The sequence below is a fragment of the Chryseobacterium piperi genome (assembly GCF_002285635.2).
Taxonomy (GTDB): Bacteria; Bacteroidota; Bacteroidia; order Flavobacteriales; family Weeksellaceae; genus Chryseobacterium; species Chryseobacterium piperi.
Genome location: NZ_CP023049.2, coordinates 939194 through 966126 on the forward strand (window position 1 = coordinate 939194; position 26933 = coordinate 966126).

A 26933-nucleotide genomic window follows, 5' to 3' on the forward strand; every position below is an offset into this window, starting at 1 on the left:
ACAAATTTACTCAAATATTATACGGGTAAAAAGAATACTTAATCAGAGTATTTTTTTAATAATTCTCTATAGCTCATCAAAACCGTTGATTTCGAAACAAAGCCGATAAAACGATTGTAGGCATCAACAACAGGTAGGTTCCATACTCCGGTATCATCAAAAATCTGGATGATTTTTAAGGGTTCATCTCCGGGATGAATAACTGCCGGTGGAGCTTTCATAAGCTGTTGAATGGTAATGGAAGCATCTTTATCCCTGTTAAAAAGTAAAGGGCGGATATCATCCAGAGTTAGAATTCCCTTCAACGTCTTTTCATCATCTACTATTGCAAATATATTTTTCTTACTGTTTTTTATTAATTCATATAAATCATTGATTGGCGCTTCACTACTGATTACCTGAGAGTCAAAATCAATAAGATCTTTTGTTCGTAATGAAGACATCAGGTTTTTATCGTGCTCATGGGTGAATATTTTCCCTTCATCGGCCATGTTTTTCAATTCAGGAGAAATAGCTGAAAACCATTTAGCAATAAGGAAAGAAATAACGGACACAATCATTAAAGGGATAAACAAATCATATCCAAAGCTGGATTCTGCGATTAGGAATATAGCAGTAAGCGGAGCATATAATACACCACTCATAGCTCCGGCCATTCCTACCAGAACAAGATTGGTAACCGGAACATCTTCAAATCCGATCTGCTTGCAGATCATAGCAAATAAAAAACCTAAAGTTCCTCCTGCAAATAAAGACGGAGCAAAGTTCCCTCCATTACCCCCACTGAAAATAGTAATCGAAGTGGCAAAAGCTTTTAATAGACAGATCAGTATCAAAAAAAGAATAACCGTCCAGTTTCCTATTTCAAAATATCTGAAAAGACTATTTTCGATAATAGAATGGGTATTCCCGTTGGTGAAATCTTTTACGGTTTCATAACCCTCTCCAAATAAAGGAGGAAAAAGAACACAAAGCAAAGACAACGCAGCACCTCCAACCATTGCTTTACGCATACGGGAAATTTTGAGCTCTTTGATAAAATGCTCTACTTTCTGGGAAATAATCACAAAGTACCGGGCATATAAACCGGCTACTATTCCCAATATCAGATAATAGGGAACATTATGGTAATTAAAAGATTCCCTTGCATGAAATCTGAAAAGAATATCCTCCTGAAGCAATATTCTGGATAGAAGACTTCCGCATACTGCGGCAACTACTAGCGGGATAAAATCTGAAAAGACCACTCCTGTCAAAAGAATTTCGAATGCAAACATAACTCCTGCGATGGGAGCATTAAATGCAGAAGCAATACCAGCTGTAGCACCGGCAGCTAAAAGTAACGTTCTTTCTTTATAGCCGAGTCTGTAAGTCTGGGCGTAATTAGATCCTATGGCAGCTCCTGTTACAGCAATAGGACTTTCCAGCCCGGCAGATCCTCCCAGCCCTACGGTAATTGCACTCTGAACAATCTGTGAATACATTTTAACAGAAGAAACAATACTGGAGTTCTGGGCAATCTCATAGAGAATAGCACCAATACCTTTTCGGTCCTGACCTTTAAATAACGTAAGAACAATACTTGTCGTTAAAACAATTCCTAAAAAGGGAAAGACAATATAAAAAAGGATCTGATATTCGAAGTGAACCTTATTGACAATAAAATAATGGATGGTGTGTACCAATGTTTTTAGGATGACACCAGCCAATCCGGCTGTACATCCTACCAAAATACCTGAAAGAATCAGAAACTGGCTACGACTTAGTCTGTTGCTTAGCCAATGAAGAATAAGCTCATAGCTACGGACTTTTTCGAGACCATATTTTTGAAAATCTCTTTTGAATTTAAGAAAACTAAGATATTTTCTTTTGTTGTGAATCTTCACGGGTAGATATTTGGTATTTGACTATTTTTTAAGAATTTCTTTCAATACCCGATAAAGAAAGACTATATTAAAGAAAAAACTAATGTTAAAAATGGGTAATTATTAGCGGGTCTTTTTTTAACCTTTCCAAAGGCAGGTACTCAGGATAACAAAGATAAGAAAAAAGCAACGGATATTCTACGTGACTCATTTTTTATTGCTGGCTAATACGGGCAGCTATATGTTTTTTCATTAGATTTTACCTTGGTATGGTCATAGAATATAAGAGATAATGATCTTCGCTTCAAATTATTTATTATCAAAATATTTATTAAATAAAGCTAATTGATCAGATAGTGACCTGCTCCAATATGCTGTGGTATGCCCACCTAAAGATTCTATATAAAGGTGCTGGATTTTACCAGCTACCAGTTTTTCATGAAATTTCCTGTTCATCGTAATCATTTGCTGATCTTCAGTTCCACAATCAAGAATATAATTTTGCTGGGAATCTATCATTTTTTCTATTTTACTATCGGTTAAAAACTTTGGATCCAAAGATTCCAAAGGCCCTAGAACGGCATTTACTTTGTATTGCTCATAACCTTTCCCTAACGATTTTAAATCCAAAGCTCCACAAGAACTTCCTACAGTTCCAAAAGTATCCTGATAGGTAACACCAATATTCATGGCTCCATAGCCACCCATACTCCACCCTAAAATTCCTCTATATCTCTTTTCTTTTTTTGTAGGATAATTTTTATCAATAAACTCTACCAGTTCCTTGCCTATAAAAGTTTGATATTGGGAATCTTTAACAATAGGACTATCTGCATACCAACTGCTATAATTACCATCAGGAAGAATGTAGATTGTATTATAAGCCTTTGCCTTTTCGGTTAAATTAGGTAGATCTTCTTTCACTATCCTATCAGGATTACCGCTGAATCCATGCAGAATGTATACGGTTTTATAAGTGGTTTTAGGTTTAAGGCTGGGAGTAATAATGATAGTCTTAATTTTTTTATTCATTTTAGGACTGAAAATCTCCTTGTGAATAATTTGTTGTGCTGAAATTTGAGTAAAACTGATGAATACCAAAAAGAGGCTTATTAAATTTTTCATGCTTTAAAAACTGTTTAATTGAGTGGTTAATGTATTTTAGATGAATATGGCAAAATTGTGCCAGACAGGCGCTGAGTCTTTTATTATTCCGCAGATTGCACAGATAACGCAGATGTTTCTTGTTGGGGGACTAATTCAATGGACGAAATAACAAAGCTAAAACGTAATATTTGTCATTGACTATGTCTAATCTTCGATTTCAGAAACGCAGCATAGCGAAGTGAAGAATCTCAACATAGTAGTTAAACGCAAAGTCGCAAAAGATTCAAAAGTAATGCGTCTTTAAGGCGCAAAGGCGTTTCACTTAGCAAGGCCTGTATATTTTAGGATTTTATTCGGAGTATGGATTCTGTTATTTCTTTGTTTAGATTCCTACGGAAACTGAAAGTTCGACGAAGTCAATGACAAATAATGTGGTAATAACGACCATTTGTCATTGACTATGTCTAATCTTCGATTTCAGAAACGAAGCGTAAGCGAAGTGAAGGAATCTAAATTAATTAAATCATACACTTACAACCATATATTTAAATCATTAAGAGAGATTTCTCCTATCGTAAATAACAAACCTCCGTTAAATCTACGGTTTTACAAATCAACGATTTTGCGATTTTACACGATGAAGAGATTTCTCCTATTGTCGAAATAACAAAGCTAAAATATTGTTGAACGGTATATTTTTTGAGTGAATATTATGAACTACACATTGATAAAATCCAAAATGATGAAAAATAAACTGGCCATTTTTCTGTTAGCCCTTTTTCCGGTATTGTTGTTGGCACAGAATACTTCAGACAATTCCCGGAAAAATAATGAACCGATCGTTGTGTTGATTCATAGACTTACGGATATCAAAGAGCTTTCTTCTTCTCAGAAACAGATTCTTAAAGATCAACTTCAAAACCAAAATAATTTTGAAATGTACTTTAAAGGAAACGCTATATCCAGTATTCCAGATGATTTAATAGTCAATTTCACTAATATAGGCCGGAAAATTATGTACAATGTAAAAACAGCCTTGAAGTATGAATCTTATGATACGTATCAGAGAATTAATTTTCCACTGCTGGAATACAGACTTCCTTGTATTCTTGAAGTAAAAGGCTATACCAGTCGAACATTCAAAGAAAAAATGAAAAATAATGTGATTGCAGAGAATACAAAATATGTGTATTCACATACTCCTACCATTTATCTGAAAATGTGGGAAGATGAAATAGGAGATCCCCATTTTTATGGTGAGTTGGTTGTATTCCCGGAAGAAAAATAAACATCTTGCTTTATTATATTACTGATCTGCTTGATCTGCAAAATCAGTGAGCGTTTAAATTTAATCATCAAGAAATTGTCATCATCCTTATAAAAAATATACTCCCGCAAGTAAAGCGGAATAAGCAGACTCTGGATTTTGTGTTTTTTTAATCTGCTTTATTTTACGCCAATGCGAGAGTATGGAGCTATTTCTGTTGAAGAAATAGATGAAGTACTTTTATGATATTTTTATAAATAAAGTCAAGTTCTTCATAAGTAATACAGTATGGAGGTACCAGATACATTGTATTTCCCAGAGGACGCATAATAATTCCCCGTGATAAAAACTCATCGTAGATCTTTTTACCAGTTTCATTAAAATAGGAGGTTCCCTGATCGGTCTTTAAGTCCCAGGCCAAAATAGTTCCTGTTTGTCTTACATTTTCAACAAGATCATGCTCATTTAGGATTTTGGTGAAATCAGAATGTTGCTTACAAATCCTCTGGATGGCAAACTGTGTATTTTCCTGTAATAAAAGCTCCATACTTGCCAGTGCAGCAGTACAAGCCAGCGGATTGGCAGTAAATGAATGGCCATGAAATAAGGTTTTATATTTATCATCCGATAAAAAAGCATTGAAAATTTCTTCTGAACAGGTAGTAATTCCCATTGGCATAGTTCCGCCTGTTAATCCTTTTGAAAAGCACATGATATCCGGTTGTTCAGAAAGGTGATGAGCTGCAAAAAGTTTTCCTGTCCTTCCAAATCCTGTGAAAACCTCATCCTGAATCAGGATAATTTCTTTGGTTCGGCAGAATTTCATCAGTTCGCTGAGATCTTCGGCAGAATGCATCAGCATTCCTGCTGCTCCCTGTACCAAAGGTTCATATATAAAGCAGGCTGTTTCATCAGCTACGTTACTGATCTGTGTTTTCAGATCATCGAGATTACCGGAATGAGGGGTATCAATGAAGATCACTTCAAACAACATTCCTCCAAAAGGTTGAGTCCATGCGCTTCTTCCGCTTACAGACATGGCACCGAAAGTATCCCCATGATAAGCATCCTTAAACGCTAGTATCTTATTTTTTGCTTTGCCCTGATTATAAGCATATTGTATACTCATTTTTAAAGCAACTTCTACGGCAGTAGATCCATTATCTGAATAAAAAACCTTTCCTTGATTTTCAGGAAGAAGGTTAAGCAGGTTTTCAGAAAGCTGTATGGCAGGCTCATGGGTAAACCCGGCAAAGATGACCTGTTCCAGTGTATTCAGTTGGTTAAATACCTTTTGTGCAATATATGGATGAGCATGTCCGTGTAAAGTAACCCACCATGAAGAAACCGCATCAAGATATTTTTTTCCTTCATTATCATACAGATAGGTTCCTTTTCCCCTGATAATGGGAATGGCATCATCTGCCGTCTTCATCTGTGTATAGGGATGCCAGTTCACTGCCCGGTCTCTCCTTTTTAATTCGTTGTTCATTTTTTGTAAAATGTAAAAAGTATTAATGTATTAATGACTTTTAATAATTGATAATCTATAATTTTCAACTATCAACTATCAACTATCAACTATCAACTATCAACTATCAACTATTGACCAAAGCTTCTTCCGCCTTTCTCATAGGTTTTAGTCCCAGTGTATTCAGCATTTGCATATCTTCAGATACTCCTGGATTGGGTGTTACCAATAGAGTTTCTCTTTCACCGGTAAAAATGGAATTAGCTCCTGCCATAAAGCACCATGCCTGCTCTGTTTCCGACATTTCGATGCGTCCTGCGCTCAGGCGGACCATAGATGATGGCATGACGATTCTTGCAGTAGCAATCATTCTCACCATTTCCCAGGTGTCTACTTTTGGATTATTTTCAAGAGGTGTTCCTGCTACTCTGGCTAAGGCATTGATAGGAACAGATTCAGGGTGTTTAGGCATTGTAGCTAATGTCAGCAGCATAGAAATACGGTCGCCGTTTGTTTCTCCTAGGCCTATAATTCCTCCGGAACATACTGTAATTCCAGCTTTTCTGACATTATTAATCGTATTGATTCTGTTGTCAAATGTGCGGGTGGAGATAATTTCTTCATAATACTGTTCAGAAGTGTCCAGGTTGTGGTTGTAGGCATAAAGTCCTGCTTCCTGTAAACGGATTGCCTGTTCTTCGGTTAACATTCCTAAAGTACAGCATACTTCAAGCCCTAGTTCATTCACTCCTTTTACCATGTCAATAACACGGTCGAAGTCACGGTTGTTCCGTACTTCACGCCATGCAGCGGCCATACAGAATCTTGAAGACCCAGAATCCTTTGCCTTTTGAGCATGGGCAATAACGGTTTCGGTAGGTAATAGTGCCTGTACCTTGATGTTGGTGTGGTAACGTGCTGCCTGCCCGCAATAAGAACAGTCTTCTACACAACCTCCTGTTTTAATCGATAATAAGGTAGAAATCTGTACTTCTTCCGGATTATGCCATTCCCGGTGGACGGTTGCAGCCTGGTAAATAAGCTCTAATAAAGGTTGATTAAATATTTTTTCTATTTCTTCTTTGGTCCAATCATTCCTAAGTTTTGTTTTTTTATCCATTCTGTAATTCTTTTAAATTATTTGAAATCTGTTTAATGTTTTCCTTTGTCAAATCATTGACATCGGGGATTCTGATTATTTTTGTCTTTTTTTCTGTATAGTTAATGATTACCCGTTCTGAATCGACGGGAAAAGATCCATTGAGGATCAGGTATTCTAATGTCAATCCTCTTTCTTTAAGTGCCATTATTGACAATAAAGTATGGTTGATACATCCGAGATAATTTCTCACCACCAAAACAACGGGAAGGCGAAGCTTTTCCATCAGGTCGATCATAAGTTCATGGTCTGATAATGGAACCATGAGTCCTCCTGCCCCTTCCACAATAAGCGCATTGGATGTTTCCGGCAATTGAAAATCATCTACCCGGATTTCTTTTCCTTCTTCTGATGCCGATTGATGGGGTGATGCGGCTAGTTGTAAGCGATAGGTTTCAGGATGACAAAGCACCTCATCTCCTACCCAATCACTGATTTTCATACTGTCGGTATGGTGTAAATCTCCTGACTGTATGGGTTTCCAATAATCTGCCTTGAAATAATGGGTTAAAATGGCAGAACAAACGGTTTTCCCGATTTCAGTTCCTATTCCTGTTACGAATAATTTCATTGTTTATGTTGTTTTTTTAAGCAAAAAGGCTGAATTGTAAAAACGTAAAATTGTTGAATTGCGAAATCGTTGAGAAGTAATAAAATTGGACTTATTTCTTTTATATCTATTCATTTTTTACTTTTTATAGTTCAGTTTCTTACTCATTTTTATAAATCTACCCACGCTTTTACGATTCAGCAAATCCGCTCTTACGCCTTTTTACCATTCTATACCCCTTCTCACAATTTTACGCTTTTACAATTCCGCCTATATAAATTTTACAATAGTCCTTGCCAGCTCTATAATTTCCTCTTCCGTATTAAAGCTGTGCAGGCAAATCCGTATTCTTTCAGTTCCCTCTTTTACAGTTGGACTATAGATAGGATATGTGAGCATTCCTTTTTCGGATAAAGCATTTTGTAAAGCTTTTAGTCTTTGGTTATCGGGAATTATAATAGCTTGTATTGGGCTGTTTTCAGAGGATGGACTCTTAAGCCTCTGTTTTCTGAAAAGTTTAATGTTTTTCCGCAGATCCAATGATAGTTTCTCATGCTCCTTAAGGAATTCATATCCGGTTCTAATACTCATCCACTGGATATCCTGGGCAGATGTTGTATATATAAAAGGAGATGCAAAATTGATGAGATAATCTCTGATCAATTCATTGGTCAGTATCGCTGCACCGTGGGCTCCGAGTGCTTTCCCATAAGTAACTACAGTCGCCAGAACCTGGCTTTGCAATTGGTATTTTGCTATCAATCCGTATCCCAATACTCCAAAAGCATGAGCTTCGTCAACCAGTAATCCTGCAGAATATTTTTGAGCTAATTCTGCCATTTCCTGGATTGGAGCAAAATCTCCTTCCATAGAATAGAGACTTTCAACAGCGATATAACAGTTTCCTTCAATGCGCTGGAGTTTATTCTCTAAGCTTTTAAGATCATTATGTTTAAACTTGATCTTTTTTGCATGGGACATCATGCAGGCATCATGTATGGACCGATGAATCTGTTCATCTGCAATAATCGTGTCCTGTCTTCCCGGAAGAGTCGACAATAAAGCCAGGTTAGCATTGTATCCGGACGGAAAAAGTAAAGCGGAAGGTACATGATGCTCCCGGGCAATGTATTGTTCAGTCTCGGTTACAGTAGCGCTATTTCCACTAATTAGTCTCGATCCGGTACTTCCTGATAGTAGTCCGGGATTGGCTGTTACTTCCTGAAGTATCCATTGTTGAAGTTCCTTATTCCGCGAAAGTCCCAGGTAGTCATTAGAATAAAAATCAATTCCTTTGGATCCGGATCTTAAACACCGGAAGGTTCCGTTTTCTTTTCTTTGATTCAATGCCTGTCGCAAATGGTGAAACTGAGCTGGCATTTTTTAATTAAGTTGTGCCACTTCATTAGCGATAGAACTAATCCATTGATTGTGTAATTCATGCTCAATCTTCAGGATGTTTTCAGCGTGTGCCTGCCAGTCTTCTGAAAATTCATTTAACTGGTTGATCATTTCTTCCAAGTGTCCTTCCTCTTCAAGAATAATAGACTTTACCATGATTTTGGAAGATTCTTTTGTAAGAATATCCTGATATACAGGGTAAAGTTCATCTGCACGTACTTCTATAGCATAGGTGACAAAAAGATAAGCTGCATATTTTAACTCTTCTTTATTAAGGGTAAATGCTTTCTGTAAATATTTACAGGCTTTGATATCCAGAGAATGAAGATACTGTCTTGTCGCTAATGAGGCCAGCAGTTCTTCTTTCTCATACGTTTTGCAAAAATCAGGATTGAGTTTTCCGATTTGTTTTTTCAGATAATATGCATGGCGATGCTCTTCTGCGGCATGTTTCAGCTGAATCTGGCTGACCTGAGTTGGATGTTCACAGCTGGAAATCTTTCTGGCTCCTGCATTCTCCATAAAAGATAAAGTATTCAGCCATTTGGCATGGGTCTGATTGTCCTTTACAATACGCTCTAATAAATTGTAAAATTCCATGTATTTTTATTTTGGATCAAATGTAGTATATTGCCGGATGGTTGAATGGTGCCAGTTTTAATATTATGGATAGTCCGGTTGAAATTCCTTATCAAAGTTTTGTTAAAATTAACAGAACATCAGACACTTCAATTTATATGCAGATTGCCAATCAGTTGATTAATGCTATTCAGCGAGGCTTTCTTCCTTTTGGAACCAAGCTTCCGGGAACCAGAGCGTTAAGTCAGACACTGGAAGTGCACCGGAATACGATTGTTGCGGTTTATGATGAATTATTTGCACAAGGATGGGTAGAAAGTATTCCTAATAAAGGAACTTTTATCATCGGTAAAGATCAGGATGAACCTTTAAAGTTTAAAAATTTTGAATCCGATGAGCTCGATCATTATCCTAAAGTGACCGGTTTTTCCTTTAAAACATCCAATATTCTTGATAATCCTTTTGAACACTCCGCTTGTGAATATTTATTTAATGATGGGGTTCCGGATATCCGGTTAACGCAGATTGACCAGCATTCTAAAATTTACAGTGCTATCCTGAAACGAAAAGGGCATCATAAAATGCTGGGACATTATAATCATGATGGCAGTGAGTTTTTCAAAAAAAATCTATCTCGGTACCTTAATCTCTCTCGTGGTTTACCTATTTCCAAAAATAACCTTCTCATTACCCGCAGTACCGAAATGAGTATTTATATTGTTTCAGAAGTTTTGCTGTCACAAGGCGATACAGTTCTCGTAGGCGCGCTAAGCTATTTCTCCGTTAATATGATTTTTCAGAAAGCTGGAGTCAACATTATATCAATGCCGATCGATGAGGAAGGGATTATGGTAGAACATGTAAGGGAAGCCTGTAAAAAACAGAAAATCAGAATGCTTTACCTGACTCCCCATCATCATTATCCTACTACTGTAACGCTGAGTGCCCAACGGCGACTCGAGTTATTGAATCTGGCCAATGAATTTGGATTCATTATCCTTGAAGATGATTACGACTATGACTTTCATTATGATAAAAGTCCTATTCTACCACTGGCCAGTGCAGATACAAATGGGATGGTCGTTTATATTGGTTCATTTGGGAAATCACTCGCACCAGGATTCCGGACAGGCTTTATCGTAGCTCCGGAGAACCTGATGGCTGAATTGCGGAAACATTTAGGAATTATAGACCGGCAGGGCGATATTTTAATGGAACAGGTGCTTGGTGAAATGATCGCTGAGGGAGAAATTCACCGCTATCTCAAAAAGTCAGTGAAGATTTACCAGGAAAGGAGGAATCATTTTGCTGCATTACTGGAGGAATGTTTGGGAGATCTTATCCGGTTTCAAATACCCTCAGGCGGACTTGCCATCTGGATAGAATGGAATGTTCCGATTAATCTGATGCAGCTGAGCAGGAATTGTACTCAGAATAACCTTTTTATCCCTAAAACCCTGCTCTATCAGAATAAAAATCTTACTGCTATGAGGCTGGGATATGGTCATCTGGATTTTGATGAGATGAAAAACAGTATTACAATTCTTTCAGGTACCGTAAGGGCGATGTTGGAGTAAAATGATGGCATTTTTGGGGATTGCTTTTCTTCATTTTATTCTATAAAAAGAAGTTTTCTTAGAGCCTGTTTAAAAAAGTAATAATAAAAAATAGTAAAGGTTAAAAGTTGCATAAAAATTGTCATTTTAGAGTTGCAAAAGAAAAAAACATCAATGTATCCAACGGACTTAACCCAAACTCAGTGGCAATTTATAAAAAAAGCATTAGATTTTGATGACAGAAAACGAAAATATGATTTGGTTGTCATTTGGAATGCTATCAGTTATTTAGTAAAAACAGGCTGTCAATGGAGACTTTTACCTCATGATTTTCCCAAATGGCAATTGGTTTATTACTATTATTCAAAATGGTCAAATCTGGAGATTTTCGATTTATTATTATCAAAATTGAGAGAGGAAGTACGACGAAACAGGGGTCAGAAAGCGCAGGCAAGTTTAGGAATTATTGACAGTCAAAGTGTTCGTTGGGGAAATAACCGTTCACTCAATGGCTTTGACGGAGGTAAAAAAATAAAAGGAATCAAGAGACACGTTGTGGTAGACAAAAATGGTTTTTTGTTAGCCGTAATGGTAAGTGTAGCCAATGTTCATGACAGTAAGGCTGCATTGTTACTGATCAAAACACTGCGATATTTACTAATTCCGCTTCAGGTAATCCTGGCGGACGGAGGTTATAGAGGAGAGATTATTGAGGAAATAAGAATTAAGTTTAATTATATCATTCAGATCGTAATGCGGAGTGACAAAAAAGTAAAAGGGTTTGAGCCAATTCATAAACGATGGATTATAGAGCGTACATTTGCTTGGTTTGATAACGATAGAAGATTATGCAGAAATTATGAACTCTTAATGGAATCCTCTGAAAACATGGTCAAATTATCCGCCATAAAATTATTACTGAATAAAATTTAAACAGACTCTTAGATTATATTTTTGTTAATTTTTTCACAGAATTCATGCTGTGTTGTCATAGAGTGTTTTATTTAATTATTTGATAATTAATTATTTAAGGTCTATTTGATATACTTCTTAGAATCTAAATAATCCGAATTCACATGAATTAGAATTATATGACAAATATCATTTTGAATGGTAAAGAAAGAATCATCTATATTTGTGAATCTATTTTTAATTATTCTAAATAAATGAAAAAACAATACTTAATATCTGCCGTTTTATTGAGTACGCTGGCAGTAAAAACTGCTGCTCAAAACAAACAGGATAGTCTTACAATAAAAGACATCAATGAAGTTGTAATGGTCTCTTCCCGCGCTCCCAAGCAAATCAGTGATATTCCGGGAACAGTTTGGGTGATCAGCGAAAAAGAACTTCAAACACAGATTAGAGGCGGAGCAGGATTGAAAGAAGTATTGGGAAATATGATTCCAGGATTTGATTTCGGAAATCAGGGGCGAACAAATTATGCCCAGAATATGAGAGGTAGAAATGTTCTTGTAATGGTTAACGGAATATCATTAAACAGCACAAGGGCTTCCAGTAGACAATTCGATGCTATTGACCCTTTTAATATCGAAAGAATTGAGGTCCTGTCAGGGGCTTCTGCTATTTATGGAGGAGATTCCACGGGAGGAATTATCAATATTGTCACTAAAAGACCTACTACTAATAAATTGACCTTTGAAACTACAGCCGGTTTAAAATCAGGCTTTCATAAAGGTGATCTGGATAAGAGAATTGCTCAATCCGTACAAGGAGGAAGTGACGCTGTAAAATTTAGGTTGGGTGCTGCATTTACTCAGAACGAAGGAGCTTTTGACGCCAATGGGGATCAGGTTATAACAGATGTAAAACAGGCCGATTTTCAATACAACAGGTCTATAGATATCTTAGGTGGGATTACTGCTAAGCTGAGCCCGGATCAGGACTTAAGCCTGGATTTACAATACTATAACTCGAAGGTAAGGAATAAGAAATGGTTGTCTTTTGGAAGGAATTTCGAAGGCTTTACCACAAAAAATCCTGCTCTCATCAATGTTTTAGATGGTGCTGACTCCGATGTAGTTCCCCGTACAGAAAGATTCATGGCTAACCTGCAGTATAGCTTACGCAATATCCTTGGAGGACAAAATCTGATTTTCCAGGCTTATGGGCGAAGAGAAGAAGTGGATTTCGGGGCTTCATTTGCAGAGGTTCCTAAACCTCCGGCTGGAATTACGCTTCCGGTATTCCTTTCATCAGGAAGAGGAAATACGAATGTATATGGGGTAAAAGCTGTTTTATCAAAAAAATGGAACAATTTAAACTTCACGTATGGAATGGATTCTGATTTTGAAAGCTTTAAAGGAGATCAGGCCATATTCAATCCACAGAGAAGTAATGAGTCCGGAGGTCTGGTGAATAAAACCGATGTTTTCGTAGGAAGATATCCGGATACTAAAATTTTCAGTTTATCCGGCTTTATGCAGGCTGACTGGGAAATTACCAAAAAATTAATCCTTTCCGGAGGGATCAGACAACAATTCATTAATGTAAGATTAGATGATTTTGTAGGCTTTAAAGAGCAGGTATATATGCATTTCGGATATGGAAATTCTGCGGATGCTGTAAAAGGAGGTAAAAACAACTATGATGTAACATTACTCAACGCCAGTTTGCTATACAAGATAACTCCTGAATGGCAAACATGGCTGAGTTTTTCTCAGGGATTCGCTGTACCTGATGCCGCAAAGTCTTATGGTTTTGGAAAATATGAATTAGCTAATAATCATTGGAAGCTCTTAAACAGTATCAATATTAGCGAGCAGCCATTAAGCGGAATAAAAACCGATCAGATGGAAATTGGATTCAGGCATAACCCGGGTTCTGCTCCTGGCTTTTATACACAGGGATCTTTTTTCTATGCACTCTCTAATAAGACACTTAAAATAGACAATGTAGCTTTTACCATTTCATTACTGGATCAGAAGTTGAGAAACTATGGATTCGAAGGAGCCCTGGGATATCGTTTCGCAGAGGGACTTGAATTGGGTGGAAATATTTTGCTGATGGAATCAGAGACTAAAACAGTAAAAGACGGCTGGCAGAATCAATCTGTTTATACTACCAATCCATCAAAATTTATGGTGTTTACGGGTTGGAATGCTAAAAGGTTTTCATTGAGATTGCAAATGCAAAACTCTATGAATTATACGGATTTAGCAGATATGAAAATGAATGGCTATACCCTATTCGATTTTATGGGTGATGTCAAGCTGAATAAAGGGACCATTAATTTTGGAGTCCAGAATTTGTTTAACAAACAATATCCTACGATTTGGGGACAACGTTCTGCATTTTTCTATGGAGCGCCTCAAAAAGCATTTGCCTATCAGGGAAGAGGAACTACATTCTCTGTAGGATATACAATTAATTATTAATTGATAAAGTGTGTCATTTCAGGTAATTATTAAAGATTACCAATAGAAAATTTTACCTGAAATGACTTTAATGTAATACCCTAAATAATTTAAAATTTTATTTAAAAACTAGAAGAAACACAAAAATCCAGTATTTTTTATGAACACAATTATTACCGAACAATTGGTTTCGGAAAAGGATCTTCTTTTCCCAAATCTGGAGAATTTATTCTGTGATATTAATATCAATGAATATCAAAATGTGGTACACAGAGCCCAGGAAAGTGTTATAACATTTTTAGAAGAAGCAAAACAACCATTTAGCGGGGTTTCTCCGCGTGAGTTGAGAAAGCAATTTGAACATATAGATCTTAATGACCAGCCTATAGGCTATGACGAACTTTTTGAAGAAGTGAGTTCATTATATATCAAGCATGCGGTTGCCTTCCATCATCCTAAATATGTAGCCCATCTTAACTGTCCTGTTGTTATTCCTGCAATAGCAGCGGAAATGCTTATAAGTTCTATCAATTCATCACTTGATACCTGGGATCAAAGTGCTGGGGGAACGTTAATGGAACAAAAACTTATCGAATGGACCGGTAGGGAAATAGGTTATTCGTCTTCATCAGACGGTGTATTTACCAGCGGAGGTTCTCAAAGTAATCTCATGGGAATGCTCTTGGCAAGAGACTATTATTCGTTGCATCATTTGAATCACAATATTAAAAAAGATGGTCTGCCAAAAGAAGCCCACCGATTTAGAATCTTTGTTTCTGATGCTGCTCATTTTAGTATTCAGAAGAGTGCTTCTATCCTTGGATTAGGAGAACAATCCATTGTTAAAATAAAAACGGACCGTTCATTCAGAATGAACAGTGTCCTGCTAGAAGACGCCATAAGAAAAGAAATTCAAAATGGTAATATTCCTATTGCAGTAGTAGGTACAGCCGGAACTACAGATTTTGGAAACATTGATCCTATCAGCAATATTGCCGGAATTGCGAAGAAGTATAAAATATGGTTTCATGTAGATGCCGCTTACGGATGTGCTTTATTTTTAACCGATAAATACCGTCATTTGATTGATGGAATCGAAGAGGCTGATTCGGTAACGGTAGATTATCACAAATCATTCTTCCAGCCGGTAAGCAGCAGTGGGTTTATTGTTAAAGACAGAAATTATTTAAGGCTAATTACCCATTATGCAGATTATTTAAACCCTAAGGATCATGATGAAGATGAAATTCCAAATCAGGTCAATAAATCGATTCAGACTACGAGAAGATTTGATGCATTGAAACTATGGTTTACCCTTCGGATTATTGGAAAACAGGGATTGGGAGCTTATATTAACCGAATTATAGCTACAGCGCGTGAAGCGGCAATCGTTTTAGAAAATGACCCTCATTTTGAGCTATTAAACCGTTCTGATCTTACCGCATTGGTATTCCGTTATTCAGCGGATCCTTACAGATCTTTCGATCTAAGCAGAATCAATACTTATATCAAATCTCAGCTTTATAAGCATGGAAATGCATTGGTGGCGGGAACAAAAGTAAACGGAGAATTTTATCTGAAGTTTACCATTTTGAATCCTTTGACTACTATAGAAGATATCAAAACAATATTACTTACCATAAAACAACACGGGAATGAATACATTGAAGTTAACTAATATATCAGAACAGGCTGAAAAGATTAATTATACAGCCCTGATCAATTGCTACATGAAAGAATTTACCAATTGGAGCCGCTATCTGGGGATTCCAAAATATGATGAAGCTCTTTCACAATACCTTAAGAAAACACCTACTGATTTGCATATCAGAATTGATTTTTCTTCTATAGGATGCGATGTATATATTCCTGTTAATTATTTTTCAGAAACCGGAAGACATTTATTTGACTTTCCTGTTCTTCGAAGAGTTTTAGAAACCAATGAAGTGGCAGAAATCGATATTTATGGATTTATGGCTCTTACAGCTGAATATGCGAAAGGACTCTATCCTGATATCGATTCTTCAACAGTAATAAAAAGACTCAATAACAGTATTGAAAACCTTACCACTTATCTGAACCATATTGCGGAAAATAAAAAACAGGTTAACCAATTGGATATGTCGTTTATTGAAGCAGAACAATCCCTTATCCTGGGGCATATCCTCCACCCTGTTCCAAAATCAAAACAAGGTTTCAATAGTGAAGATTTACTGAAATATTCTCCGGAGACTTCAGGGCAGTTTCAGCTATTTTATTTTTTAGTTAACCCTGAAAATATTATTGAAAAGAATGCGGATGGTGAACTTGTCACTAAAGAATTAAGTGAGAAAATATACCCATTACTGAATGCTGAGCATAAAGTTTTATGGGATCGATTTCCTGAATATAAAATCCTTCCGATGCACCCTTGGGAAGCAGAATACTTGCTAACCCAGGAGAATGTACAGATCATGGAAGAACAAGGAATGCTTTTCGCTTTAGGACATTATGGAGACTTCTTCACTCCTACATCATCTGTAAGAACAGTATACAGCGAAAAGAGCAAGTGGATGTATAAGTTCTCTTTACATGTGAAAATTACGAATTCAGAGAGAATCAATCTTTATCCTGAGCTGCACCGTGGTTATGATATCAGCCGATTATTAAAAACGGATTGGGGAACCAGCTTACAAAAAGATTTCCCGGAGATTGACTTTATGGTAGACCCTGCATTTATGGCAGTGACTTTTAACGGTAAAGTGATCAACGGTTTTAATATCAGTATCAGAAGAAATCCTTTCCAGGGTGAGAATAAAAATAAAAATGTAACCCTGCTGGCTGCTCTTTGTCAGGATGGAATTCTGGGGGAGCCTTCAAGATTACAAAATATCATTACCAATGCAGCCAAAGATTTTGATTTACCTGTTGAGCAGGTAGCACTAGATTGGTTTAAACAATATCTGCATATTTGTGTCAGACCAATTGTAGGAATTTTGAATACGTACGGACTGGCTTGTGAATTCCACCAGCAAAATGTAATGGTTGAACTTGATAAGAAAGGCTTTCCTGCCAAAATTTATTTCAGGGATAATCAAGGATTCTTTTTCAGAGAAGGAAGAAAAGACTGGGTTACTACTGCACTTCCAGGTATTGCGGACGAAAGCCAATCGATCATTGATGAAGAATCATTAGCACCGAAATATACGTACTATCTTGTCACCAATAATATTCTTGGAGTAGTTAATGCATTAGGATGTAATCAGCTTGCGGATGAAAGAAAACTGATCAACCTTGTATTCAAAGCATTTAAAGAAGTTGAAAAAGAAGATGAAACAGGACTGGTAAGCTATATCATTAATAAAAGAAGCTGGTATACAAAAGGAAATCTTATCACCAGTTTACAGAATATTAACGAAGCAGATGAATCTATGGAATACCCGGCTGTATTCCTGGATACTCCTAATCCCCTGAATAAATATTTTTTCAGCCATAAACTGATTAAGCCACAAACTAAAGAAACGGTCTATTCCCGTGATTTCGAAAACGAAAATATCACTATCAGCATAAGGCCTTTTGATATGGACAGGGATTTCGAAATGGTTCATGAATGGTTTAATATGGAACACGCCAAACCTTATTGGAAAATGGATGGTCCGAAAAAGGATCTTGAACTGTGGTTCAGAACTATTTTGCCTAGTGATGAACAGCATAGTTTTATTGGAGAAGTGAATGGCGTAGCTCAGTTCAGTTTTGAGCCTTATTGGCCAATGAGAGATGTTGTAGGAGCATATTATGATTCCTTGGCAACAGATTACGGAACTCATTTTTTTGTAGCTGAAACGGCAAAAGAGAAGAAATTTTCATTTGAGTCATTTCAGGTTGCATTAGACTATATTTTTTCCCTTCCTGAAGTAGGAAAATGTATTGGCGAAGCTTCTGTAGAAGCCGTTCCCACAGATCGGTTAATTACAAAACTAGGATATACGCGTGAAGGGGTTATAGAAATGCCTCACAAAACGGCATACCTTACTTTCTGTACTCCTGAAAACTATAGGGAAAAATGCCCTGAAAGCAGACTGGAAGCAAAAAGTATTTAATTAATCTCTCACTAAACCTTATAGGTTTTAAAAACCTATAAGGTTTGAATAAAAATTAAAAAATAGAAAACAATGGAAAATCAAAAGATATATGATATCATCGGGATCGGAATCGGGCCCTTTAATCTTGGATTAGCAGCTCTTTTAGACCCTGTGGAATCCGTAAGCTCTCTTTTTCTGGATCAGGCAGAAGGTTTCAACTGGCATCCGGGACTAATGTTGGATAATGCAACTTTACAAGTTCCTTTTATGGCCGACCTTGTAACCATGGCTGACCCGAAAAGCAAATACAGCTTCCTGAATTTTTTGAAAGAGACAGATCGTCTATATAAATTCTACATCCGTGAAGACTTTTATATTTTAAGAAAAGAATATAATCTGTATTGTCAGTGGGCTGCTAACTTATTGCCTAACTGTTTGTTTGGTAAGAAGGTTGAAAATATTAGCTTTAATGAAGCTGAGCAATACTATACGATTGACGTTCTGGATTTAAAAAACAATGATGTTAAAAAGTATCATACTAAAAAACTCGCTCTAGGAACCGGAACCCAGCCAAGCTTGCCTTCATTTATGGAAGATAAAAACTTCCCGAATGTCATCCATACTTCGGAATATCTGAACCATAAAGAAAATATCATTAATGCAAAATCAGTTTCTATTATCGGTTCGGGACAGAGTGCCGCTGAAATTTTTCAGGACCTTCTTCCGGAAACTAATCAGGATCTTTTTATGAGTTGGTTTACCAGACCGGATCGTTTCTTTCCGATGGAATATTCAAAACTTACCCTGGAATTAACATCTCCTGAATATGTTGATCATTTTTATACAATGTCATCTCCGCAACGTAAAGCTTTATTGGCAAAACAACCACCGCTTTACAAAGGGATTAATTTTGACCTGATCAATGATATCTTTGATACCTTATATGAAATGAGTGTTGGAAATGTTCCTCTTAATGCAGCATTAAGGCCTAGCAGTCAGTTAGATAATATTCTTCCGGAAGGAAATACATATGTCTTAAACTTTACTCATGTACAGGATCAGGCAACCTTTACCCACGAATCGGAGTATATTATTCTTGCAACAGGATATAAATATAAAGAGCCTAAATTCCTGAAAGGAATTGAAAACCATATTCAAAGAACCGAAGAAGGATTATTTGATGTGAGCAGACATTATACAATCGATGCTAAAGAGCGTATTTTTGTACAGAACGCAGAGCTTCATACACACGGTTTTGTAACTCCTGATTTAGGAATGGGAGCTTACCGAAATGCTATTATTGTGAATGCTCTGGCCGGAAGAGAAGTATATGTTGTAGAAAAGCGCATTGCTTTCCAGCAGTTTAATACATCAAAAGCATGGACCGCAAAACATTCATCTTAAAGGGTGATTTAAAAAAGGTCATGTGGGAAACCTCATGGCCTGCCGTTGTGGCCATTGTTTTATATGGAATCAATAATTTTCTGGATGCTATTTTCGTAGGGTATTTAATTAATACCAAAGCATTGGCTGCTGTAGGAATGGCGTATCCCCTATCTCAAATTGTCTTAGGCTTTGGACGGCTTGTAGGAACCGGAGCAGGTGCTGCAGTAAGTATATGGATCGGTGAAAACAGACAGGATAAGCTATACCGTTTGTTTGGAAGCTTTAACTTCCTCTGTATCTTTTTCTCTTTATTATGTACGGTGCCGGCCTATATTTATGCACACGAACTAATGGCTATGATGGGTGCTAAAGGAGATTTACAGTCCATTGCCGTCGAATATTTCCAGGTTACGCTGATAGGAACTGTTTTCTGGATTTACGGATTGGCACTAAACATGCTGGTGCGGGCTGAAGGAAAAATGAAATCTGCGGCAAAAATGATTGCTGTAGGGCTTATCATTGATATTATCTTAAAACCGATATTCATTTCTACCTTTGGAATGGGGGTATCGGGGGCTGCATGGGCTACCAATATAGGAATGATCATCTATTCATTTCTTGGGATCTATTACTATGCAAAAGGGAAAAGCTCTTTTAAAACCAATTGGAAATCCGTTTCATACGATCCGGTTATTGGCAAGAGAATATTAAAATTGGGACTTCCGGAGATGATCCTGTCAGTAATGGGTGTGATACAAAGTATTATCATCTTTAATGCTATTGCAAGATATGGGACAGAAAATGATATTTCCTTTTTTACAGTTCTAAACAGATTTTTCTTATTTCTGCTGACACCTTTATTTGGGTTAATGAGAGGATTACAGCCTGTAGTAGGAATTAATTTTGGAGCAGGACAGTATACGAGAGCAAAGACATTTTTGAAAACCTATATCCTAGCAGGGATTGCCATACTGGCTCCTTTTTTCCTTATAGCCTTAATTTTTCCACAACAATTAATTGGGCTTATGCTTCCGGGGTATACAGTAAATGCACATCAGATACTGGATTTCAGATTATTTTTCTCTGTACTTCCTCTTTTACCTATTACGGTATTAGCCCTTTCCTATTATCCTGCAGTTAATCAAAGTAAGAAGGCGAGTTTTTTAGTTTTCCTTCGTCAGGTTATTTTATACATTCCTGTGATGCTTATCCTGCCCCAGTATTTTGGAGTCAAAAGTATCTATTGGGGAAGTGCATTGATTGAAATAACCGTAGGACTCGTAACGTTGCTTTTGTTAAGAAATTATCAGGTTCAAATGAAAAAGGTGTAGAAAGCTTATTCCTAATGTACATGATCAATAGAGCATAAAAAAGAGTCGATCTCACCGTTGAGAAAGCCTCTTTTTTATTTTAATTATGTAGAGACAAATTATTTTATTCGTGCATTCGTGGCAAAAAAATAAATGCCACGAATGCACGAATTTTTATCTATTTTCTTTAAAAAATGTATGCTATTGTTCTATTTATTTTGCTGTAGCATTCTGTCCTGATCATTCAATACTAGATGCTACATCCGTCAGCATCACAGGCATTTTCTCCATTAGAGAGATCCTGGAATGGTGATGCAATCTCACTGTAGGTTTGTTTAAGGGCATTTTCAAAAACTTCAACAGGCTGTGCTCCTGATACTGCATATTTACCATTCAGTACAAAGAAAGGAACTCCTGTAATTCCGTTATTTTTAGCTTCCTGGATATCCTGATTCACTTCATAATCAAAATCATCTGATGTTAATGCCTGTTTAGCTTCTTCTTTATCTATACCCAACGAATCAGCAAGAGAAACTAAAGTATCTAAATCCCCGACATTTTTGCCTTCAATAAAATGAGCTTTAAATAAAGCCTCTTCCATTTCATTAGCTTTATTATATTTTTTGGATAAATGAAGCAGTTTATGGGCAGGGAAAGTATTGGTGATTAAAGCGGTTTCAAAATTGAAATCAATTCCTGCACTTTTACCCATTTGTGTTACCTGGCTCATCATTTGACTGGCCTGAGCATCTGGAAAACCTTTCTTTTCTCTGAAATAAGCCAAGGTATTTTTTGTTTCTGCAGGATCTAATGTAGGATCCAGCTGAAAACTTTTCCATTCCACCTCTACTTGATCTTTAAAAGGTAATTTTTCAAGAGCTTGTTCAAAATTATTTTTTCCTATATAGCAAAACGGACACATCACATCCGACCAAATTTCTATTTTCATTTTAAGACATTTTAATAGGACAAAGATACGATATAATTATAATGTAACAAAATTTATTACATTTGATGTTTTATAATTTAATCTATGTAATATATTGTTATTCAGCGTCAATAAATATGTGGTGATAAAAATTATGATTTTGATTTTTCTTTGGAGAACATAGCGTTTTTATACTCATTACCCCAGTTTTCAATCGCCGAAATAAGCGGAAGTGTACTTTTACCAATATCCGTTAGTACATAATCGGTACATAGTGGAAAGCCACCACAGGTATCTTTTGTAACAATTCCAAGGTCTATAAGTTCTTTTAACTGCATTTCAATCACTCGTGTACTAGCCTCTGGAATCAGGCGGTATATTTCGCTGGGACGTATGGCTCCTTTACTGATAACATCAATAATGCAGGCTTTCCATTTACCTCCCAGTATCTTCATCGACAGTATTATTCCACTATCATCCTCTTCCGGTATTCTTTTTTCAATCATTTCAGAGTTTCATTTTGCTTTTTAGAAAATATCTATCGTTATTTTAGTCCCAAAATAATGCCAAATTATAGTCCAATTTCCATGGATTATTTATTGCTTCAGATCTTGTACTACTCTTTTGTAAACAGAATTCTAAAAGTTATTTTTTTAATCATACCGACTTTTTATACGGTACCGAATCTTTTTTCGGTTATTGCTTTCAGCAGGGCATTGTCATAATTTTGCTTTATCTAAAAATACAAAAAATGAAAACAAACAAAATTTCAATTATCGGATTAGGACCCATGGGGTACAAAATGGCACAGCTGTATGCAGAAGCAGGATATGAAGTAACAGTGTGGAATCGTACAAAATCCAAGGCAGAAGGGTTAAAAGCAAAGGTGGCTGAATCAGCAACTGAAGCAATGTCGGCAAGCGATATCATCATTATCTGTTTACTGGATAGTGATACTGTACATACGGTATTAGAAAGTATTCAGGATAAATCTTTATTAAAAGATAAGACGATCATCAATTATACTTCAGCAAATCCTGATGATGTAGAAAAAATAGAACAATTACTAAATAGTGACGGAGCTCATTATATTAATGGAGGAATATTAACAAGCCCTGATCATTTAGCTTTGCCTGGTACAACTATTCTTTATGCAGGTAACAAGAATGCTTATGATGCACTTAAAGATGCTATTGCTGTGACGGCCGGGAATCCAAAATATGTAGGTAATAAAGCTGCTGCTTCTCCTGCTGCAGACCTGGCTACTTTAAGTATGGTATATAGTGTTTATATGGGGATGATGTATGGTGCTGCTCTTTGTGAATCTGCAGGGATTAGTTTAGATACATTCAGCGATATATTTTCAACAGCTATTCCGGAGTATATGGATTTCCTGAATGATGAATTGAATGCTGTTAAGAAGAATGATTTTACAGCAACGCAAACCTCAATTTCCAGTAATGTATTAGCGACTCAACGTGTTGCAGATGCTTTGGTTAATGCAGGGCTTACTCCTGATTTTCCTAAAGCGATAGCTCTGTTAATAAAAAATGCAGAACAGAGAGGATATGGAGATGAAGAACTGGCAGCAGTGATTAAAGTGATTCGTCAAAAAAAGTAGATCTTAATTTACAAAAATAAGTCTTCAAATCACGGTTTGAGGATTTATTTTAGTGAATAATAAACTAAGTTTAGTTAATTAAATGTTTCTATTATTCTATCGTTATATCATTTTTGTGAATTTTATAAATCAGTTGTATACCGAACTTTTTTTCGGTTATTGCTTAAGACTTTCAATTATTTTAGATTTGATTGAATTTAAAAATACAATGATATGGAAGTGAACAGAATTTCGGTAATCGGATTAGGACTAATGGGGTACAAAATAGCAGAATTGTATGCGAAAGCAGGATATGATTTAACGGTTTGGAACCGCACAAAATCCAAAGCAGATGGTTTAAAAGCAAAGGTGGCAGAATCATTAAGTGATGCTGTGTTAGCAAGCGATACAATCATTATTTGTGTACTTAATCCGGATGCTGTACATGCTGCATTGGATACCGTTAAGGATAAGTCAATATTCAAAAACAAAACCGTAATCAATTATACTGCAGCGGGTCCTGAAGATGTAGATAAGATAGAAGAAGTTCTGAAGAGTTATGGAGCACATTATCTGAATGGAGTAATTCTGGTGAGTCCTGATCATCTGGCTCAACCGGATACTACTTTTCTTTATTCCGGTGATGAAGATGCATTTAAAGCTTTAAAAGATACCTTTGAGGTAACCGCCGGAAATATTAAATTCTTAAGTACTAAAGCTTCAGTATCTTCTACTTTAGATCTGGCTACCTTAAGTGTTTTCTATGGTGCGTATATAGGGGTACTTAATGGAATTGCACTTTCTGAGGCAGCAGGAGTAAGTTTGGAAGTGTATGGTGATATATTTTCTGCTGCACTACCTGGATTTACTGCACTTTATAAAGATTATGTGATCGCTATTCAAAATGATGATTTTACACCGGTACAAACTTCTGTTTCAGGGAATTTAATAGCTACTCAGCGTATTGCTGATGCTTTGGCCGCCATTGGAGCAGACTCTGGTTTTGCACAAACAATCGCAGGGTTAGTCAAAAAAGCTAATAAAAAAGGCTATGGAGATGAAGAGCTTGCGTCTGTTATTAAAGTAATCCGCTCTAAATAAGAAGAACTCTATGAAAATAAAACGTCTTCAAATCATGATTTGAAGACGTTTTATACTATATGATTGATCTTATAATCTCATCTAAACAGGATCAATTTTTAATCTTTTTGCTTAATGCAATATGGGCAATTAAAGCCAACAAGCCAAATCCTGCTCCTACCAGGCATACTCCCTCCCATTGGGCATAATGCCAGGCAATAGAGGCAAGCCAGGTTCCTAATGATCCACCAATAAAATAACAAACCATATAAACGGTATTGAGCCTGTTGACCGCATTAGTTTTTATCATGAAATAGTTTGTCTGATTCATAATATGGCTGGATTGTACTCCTAAATCAACAAGAATAACTCCAACGACAAGCCCCCAATAGGTTTCTCCGGCAAAATAAGTGAAAGCCCAGCTTCCCAGAACAATCAGTAGTGAATAGGTAATGATTCGGTTCAGATCCATGTATTTTTGAAATTTCCCCACCTTGGCGGCTGCCAGAGCGCCTACAGCCCCTGCTAGTCCAAAACTTCCGACAACCGATGATCCGGCGTTGAAAGGTGGCTTTTCCATATGAAATGCAAGTGTCGTAAATAAAGCACACATCGAACCAAAAGCCATCGCTCCACGAAATGAGGCGAGCTGTAAAACAGGCTGTGTTTTAGCCAGATGAAATACGGAGCGCATCAATTCTTTATAGGTTCCTTTAAAATTAGGAAGAAGATCAGGCAGCATTTTGTACACGGCAATCCAGACTATAATCATAACGCCTGCCGCAATGCCAAACATCGCTCTCCAACCCCATATCTCCCCTACTATTCCGCCAATAAAACGGGACAGAAGAATACCTAATAGCAGACCGGACATAACCAACCCGATATTAGACGATCGTTCTTCATCTGAAGAAAGCTCAGCAGCTATGGGAACAAAAAGCTGAGGAATAACAGAAGTCATTCCAATCAACAGACTGGCTGCATACAGCATCCATAGCTGGGTGGCAAAGGTCATCCATAAAAGGGAACCAAAAACAAGAAACAGATCTATAAGAATCAGTTTTTTACGGAGAAATTTATCTCCTAAAGGAACAATTAGCAATAACCCAAAAGCATAACCTACCTGAGTGAGCACAGAAATTTTACTGGCTGCACTTTCTGAAACATGCAGATCATCTGCAATAAGGGCAAGCAAAGGTTGGTTATAATAGTTGTTGGCTACTACCAATCCTGAAATAATGGCCATCAGCCAGATTACAGTACGGGAAATACCAGGGGAAGAAATCTTCTGCATAGGTAATTTTACTTCAAATTTAATTATAGAATCAATGAGCCGGAATGTATTTCTAATGATTAATAATAAAAATTAAAATTAATCTTTGAATTTAGAGATATCATATGTTTTTTTGAGATATACAAAGGTAATTAATAAATAATATACCATTGGTGTAACTTATTGGTCAAGTTGTTTCTGAAACTCTTCAAAATATCGGGCAAGATGAAGGCCGTCTGCTAAACCATGATGAGCTTCAATAGAAACGGGCAAATACTTTTTTCCTTCACGAACACTGAATCTTCCAAACGTAATTTTGGGAATAGATTCTGTCCTGTCAAAATTAGTAGGATGTAATAAGGCACTGAACGAATTCCATGGAATGGTAGAGTGTCTGATTAGGGCTTTCGTTTTTGTATCCGTGCTTAGCCTTAGTCCTGAGGAGTTGTGTACTGCCTCAATCTCCTTTTGTAATTCAATATTAAAAGTTTCAAAGCTTTCTGAAAAAGGGATATAGGAAAAACCAAAGGTTCCATCCGGTCTTGCAATCGTACTTCCTGCATCAATAACATCAAAGACAACCACCTGGTCATCAATAATTCTCATTTTCAGCTCTTCCACAGCGTTGACAGCCACCATTGACTTATGAAGGTAGTAGGCAAAAAAGGAATAATTATTTGCTTTTACAGTTTCATAAGCTTTGGTACAGTCTACCTCAGTAGTAAACCCAAAATAAGGGCTCGCCATTTTTGAGAAAAAATAAAAATGTTCTTTTCTGTTCCATTGCTCAATGTCGATGATCTTCATTTTATGTATTGCTTATTTTTTTGCAAATTTCAGTAAGTTTTCCGGTTATAAAAAATTGCAGGATAAGAAAGTTGATTTTAGAATGCGTAAATTTGGTAGAGGTTATGAGTTATGAGTTATGAGTTGAGAGTTGAGAGTTGAGAGTTGAGAGTTAGG

At 36.6% G+C, this 26933-nt stretch carries 21 protein-coding genes; 10 read left to right on the forward strand and 11 right to left on the reverse strand.

Translation table 11 applies throughout. The annotated features are described in order from the left end of the window. Positions 1-38: 38 nt before the first annotated feature. Both CJF12_RS04150 and CJF12_RS04155 read right to left on the reverse strand, forming a co-directional pair. Complete coding sequence (locus tag CJF12_RS04150; protein ID WP_034687217.1) at positions 39-1886, reverse strand: chloride channel protein; 1848 nt, start codon at positions 1884-1886, stop codon at positions 39-41. A 288-nt stretch (positions 1887-2174) separates the two neighbouring features. Next, on the reverse strand, positions 2175-2990 hold the full coding sequence (locus CJF12_RS04155) for an alpha/beta hydrolase (protein WP_034687218.1): 816 nt from the start codon (positions 2988-2990) through the stop codon (positions 2175-2177). 721 nt (positions 2991-3711) lie between these two features. On the opposite strand from CJF12_RS04155, the gene CJF12_RS04160 reads away from it, so the two are divergent. Beyond that, positions 3712-4260, forward strand: a complete 549-nt coding sequence (locus CJF12_RS04160; RefSeq protein ID WP_157759839.1) for a hypothetical protein — start codon at positions 3712-3714, stop codon at positions 4258-4260. Positions 4261-4447: 187 nt separating this feature from the next. Here the strand turns inward: CJF12_RS04160 and bioA are convergent, their stop codons facing one another. The 5 genes from bioA to CJF12_RS04185 all read right to left on the reverse strand — a co-directional run bounded on the left by bioA (position 4448) and on the right by CJF12_RS04185 (position 9420). After that, positions 4448-5731 (reverse strand): adenosylmethionine--8-amino-7-oxononanoate transaminase, encoded by a 1284-nt coding sequence (gene bioA / locus CJF12_RS04165; RefSeq protein WP_034687222.1) that lies wholly within the window; start codon positions 5729-5731, stop codon positions 4448-4450. A 106-nt stretch (positions 5732-5837) separates the two neighbouring features. Then, positions 5838-6830, reverse strand: a complete 993-nt coding sequence (bioB, locus tag CJF12_RS04170; RefSeq protein WP_034687223.1) for a biotin synthase BioB — start codon at positions 6828-6830, stop codon at positions 5838-5840. After that, on the reverse strand, positions 6823-7440 hold the full coding sequence (bioD, locus tag CJF12_RS04175) for a dethiobiotin synthase (RefSeq protein WP_034687225.1): 618 nt from the start codon (positions 7438-7440) through the stop codon (positions 6823-6825). Before bioD ends, bioB begins: the two co-directional genes overlap by 8 nt. Positions 7441-7689: 249 nt before the next feature. Further along, complete coding sequence (locus CJF12_RS04180) at positions 7690-8799, reverse strand: aminotransferase class I/II-fold pyridoxal phosphate-dependent enzyme (protein WP_034687227.1); 1110 nt, start codon at positions 8797-8799, stop codon at positions 7690-7692. A gap of 3 nt (positions 8800-8802) precedes the next feature. Then, complete coding sequence (locus tag CJF12_RS04185; RefSeq protein ID WP_034687229.1) at positions 8803-9420, reverse strand: hypothetical protein; 618 nt, start codon at positions 9418-9420, stop codon at positions 8803-8805. A gap of 65 nt (positions 9421-9485) precedes the next feature. Between CJF12_RS04185 and CJF12_RS04190 the strand changes: the two genes are divergently transcribed. From CJF12_RS04190 to CJF12_RS04220, 7 genes are all read left to right on the forward strand, one after another. Beyond that, on the forward strand, positions 9486-10976 hold the full coding sequence (locus tag CJF12_RS04190) for an aminotransferase-like domain-containing protein (RefSeq protein ID WP_034687240.1): 1491 nt from the start codon (positions 9486-9488) through the stop codon (positions 10974-10976). Positions 10977-11129: 153 nt separating this feature from the next. Next, positions 11130-11888 carry an IS5 family transposase gene (locus CJF12_RS04195; RefSeq protein ID WP_095591055.1) on the forward strand — a complete coding sequence of 253 codons (759 nt, stop codon included), beginning with the start codon at positions 11130-11132 and terminating at the stop codon, positions 11886-11888. Between the two features lie 233 nt (positions 11889-12121). Continuing rightward, a complete protein-coding gene (locus CJF12_RS04200; RefSeq protein WP_034685416.1) occupies positions 12122-14353 on the forward strand; it encodes a TonB-dependent receptor in 2232 nt (743 codons plus the stop codon). Between the two features lie 139 nt (positions 14354-14492). Further along, positions 14493-16010, forward strand: a complete 1518-nt coding sequence (locus CJF12_RS04205; RefSeq protein ID WP_034685415.1) for a pyridoxal phosphate-dependent decarboxylase family protein — start codon at positions 14493-14495, stop codon at positions 16008-16010. Then, the gene (locus CJF12_RS04210; protein ID WP_034685414.1) at positions 15988-18411 is read left to right on the forward strand and encodes a GNAT family N-acetyltransferase; all 2424 of its coding nucleotides are present in this window, start codon (positions 15988-15990) and stop codon (positions 18409-18411) included. Before CJF12_RS04205 ends, CJF12_RS04210 begins: the two co-directional genes overlap by 23 nt. Positions 18412-18483: 72 nt before the next feature. Beyond that, complete coding sequence (locus tag CJF12_RS04215; RefSeq protein WP_034685413.1) at positions 18484-19797, forward strand: lysine N(6)-hydroxylase/L-ornithine N(5)-oxygenase family protein; 1314 nt, start codon at positions 18484-18486, stop codon at positions 19795-19797. Next, positions 19773-21110: an MATE family efflux transporter gene (locus CJF12_RS04220; RefSeq protein WP_034685412.1), complete on the forward strand. Its 1338-nt coding sequence runs from the start codon at positions 19773-19775 to the stop codon at positions 21108-21110. Before CJF12_RS04215 ends, CJF12_RS04220 begins: the two co-directional genes overlap by 25 nt. 229 nt (positions 21111-21339) lie before the next feature. Here the strand turns inward: CJF12_RS04220 and CJF12_RS04225 are convergent, their stop codons facing one another. Together CJF12_RS04225 and CJF12_RS04230 are read right to left on the reverse strand one after the other, a co-directional pair. Beyond that, entirely contained in the window at positions 21340-22038 is a 699-nt protein-coding gene (locus CJF12_RS04225) for a DsbA family oxidoreductase (RefSeq protein ID WP_034685411.1), read from the reverse strand. A gap of 131 nt (positions 22039-22169) precedes the next feature. Next, entirely contained in the window at positions 22170-22472 is a 303-nt protein-coding gene (locus tag CJF12_RS04230) for a winged helix-turn-helix transcriptional regulator (protein WP_228379097.1), read from the reverse strand. A 296-nt stretch (positions 22473-22768) separates the two neighbouring features. Between CJF12_RS04230 and CJF12_RS04235 the strand changes: the two genes are divergently transcribed. Together CJF12_RS04235 and CJF12_RS04240 are read left to right on the forward strand one after the other, a co-directional pair. Then, on the forward strand, positions 22769-23638 hold the full coding sequence (locus tag CJF12_RS04235) for an NAD(P)-dependent oxidoreductase (protein WP_034685409.1): 870 nt from the start codon (positions 22769-22771) through the stop codon (positions 23636-23638). Positions 23639-23851: 213 nt separating this feature from the next. Beyond that, complete coding sequence (locus CJF12_RS04240; RefSeq protein ID WP_034685408.1) at positions 23852-24718, forward strand: NAD(P)-dependent oxidoreductase; 867 nt, start codon at positions 23852-23854, stop codon at positions 24716-24718. A 91-nt stretch (positions 24719-24809) separates the two neighbouring features. Here the strand turns inward: CJF12_RS04240 and CJF12_RS04245 are convergent, their stop codons facing one another. Together CJF12_RS04245 and CJF12_RS04250 are read right to left on the reverse strand one after the other, a co-directional pair. After that, positions 24810-25991 carry an MFS transporter gene (locus tag CJF12_RS04245; RefSeq protein WP_034685407.1) on the reverse strand — a complete coding sequence of 394 codons (1182 nt, stop codon included), beginning with the start codon at positions 25989-25991 and terminating at the stop codon, positions 24810-24812. 159 nt (positions 25992-26150) lie between these two features. Beyond that, a complete protein-coding gene (locus CJF12_RS04250) occupies positions 26151-26777 on the reverse strand; it encodes a chloramphenicol acetyltransferase (RefSeq protein WP_034685406.1) in 627 nt (208 codons plus the stop codon). Positions 26778-26933: the final 156 nt, after the last annotated feature.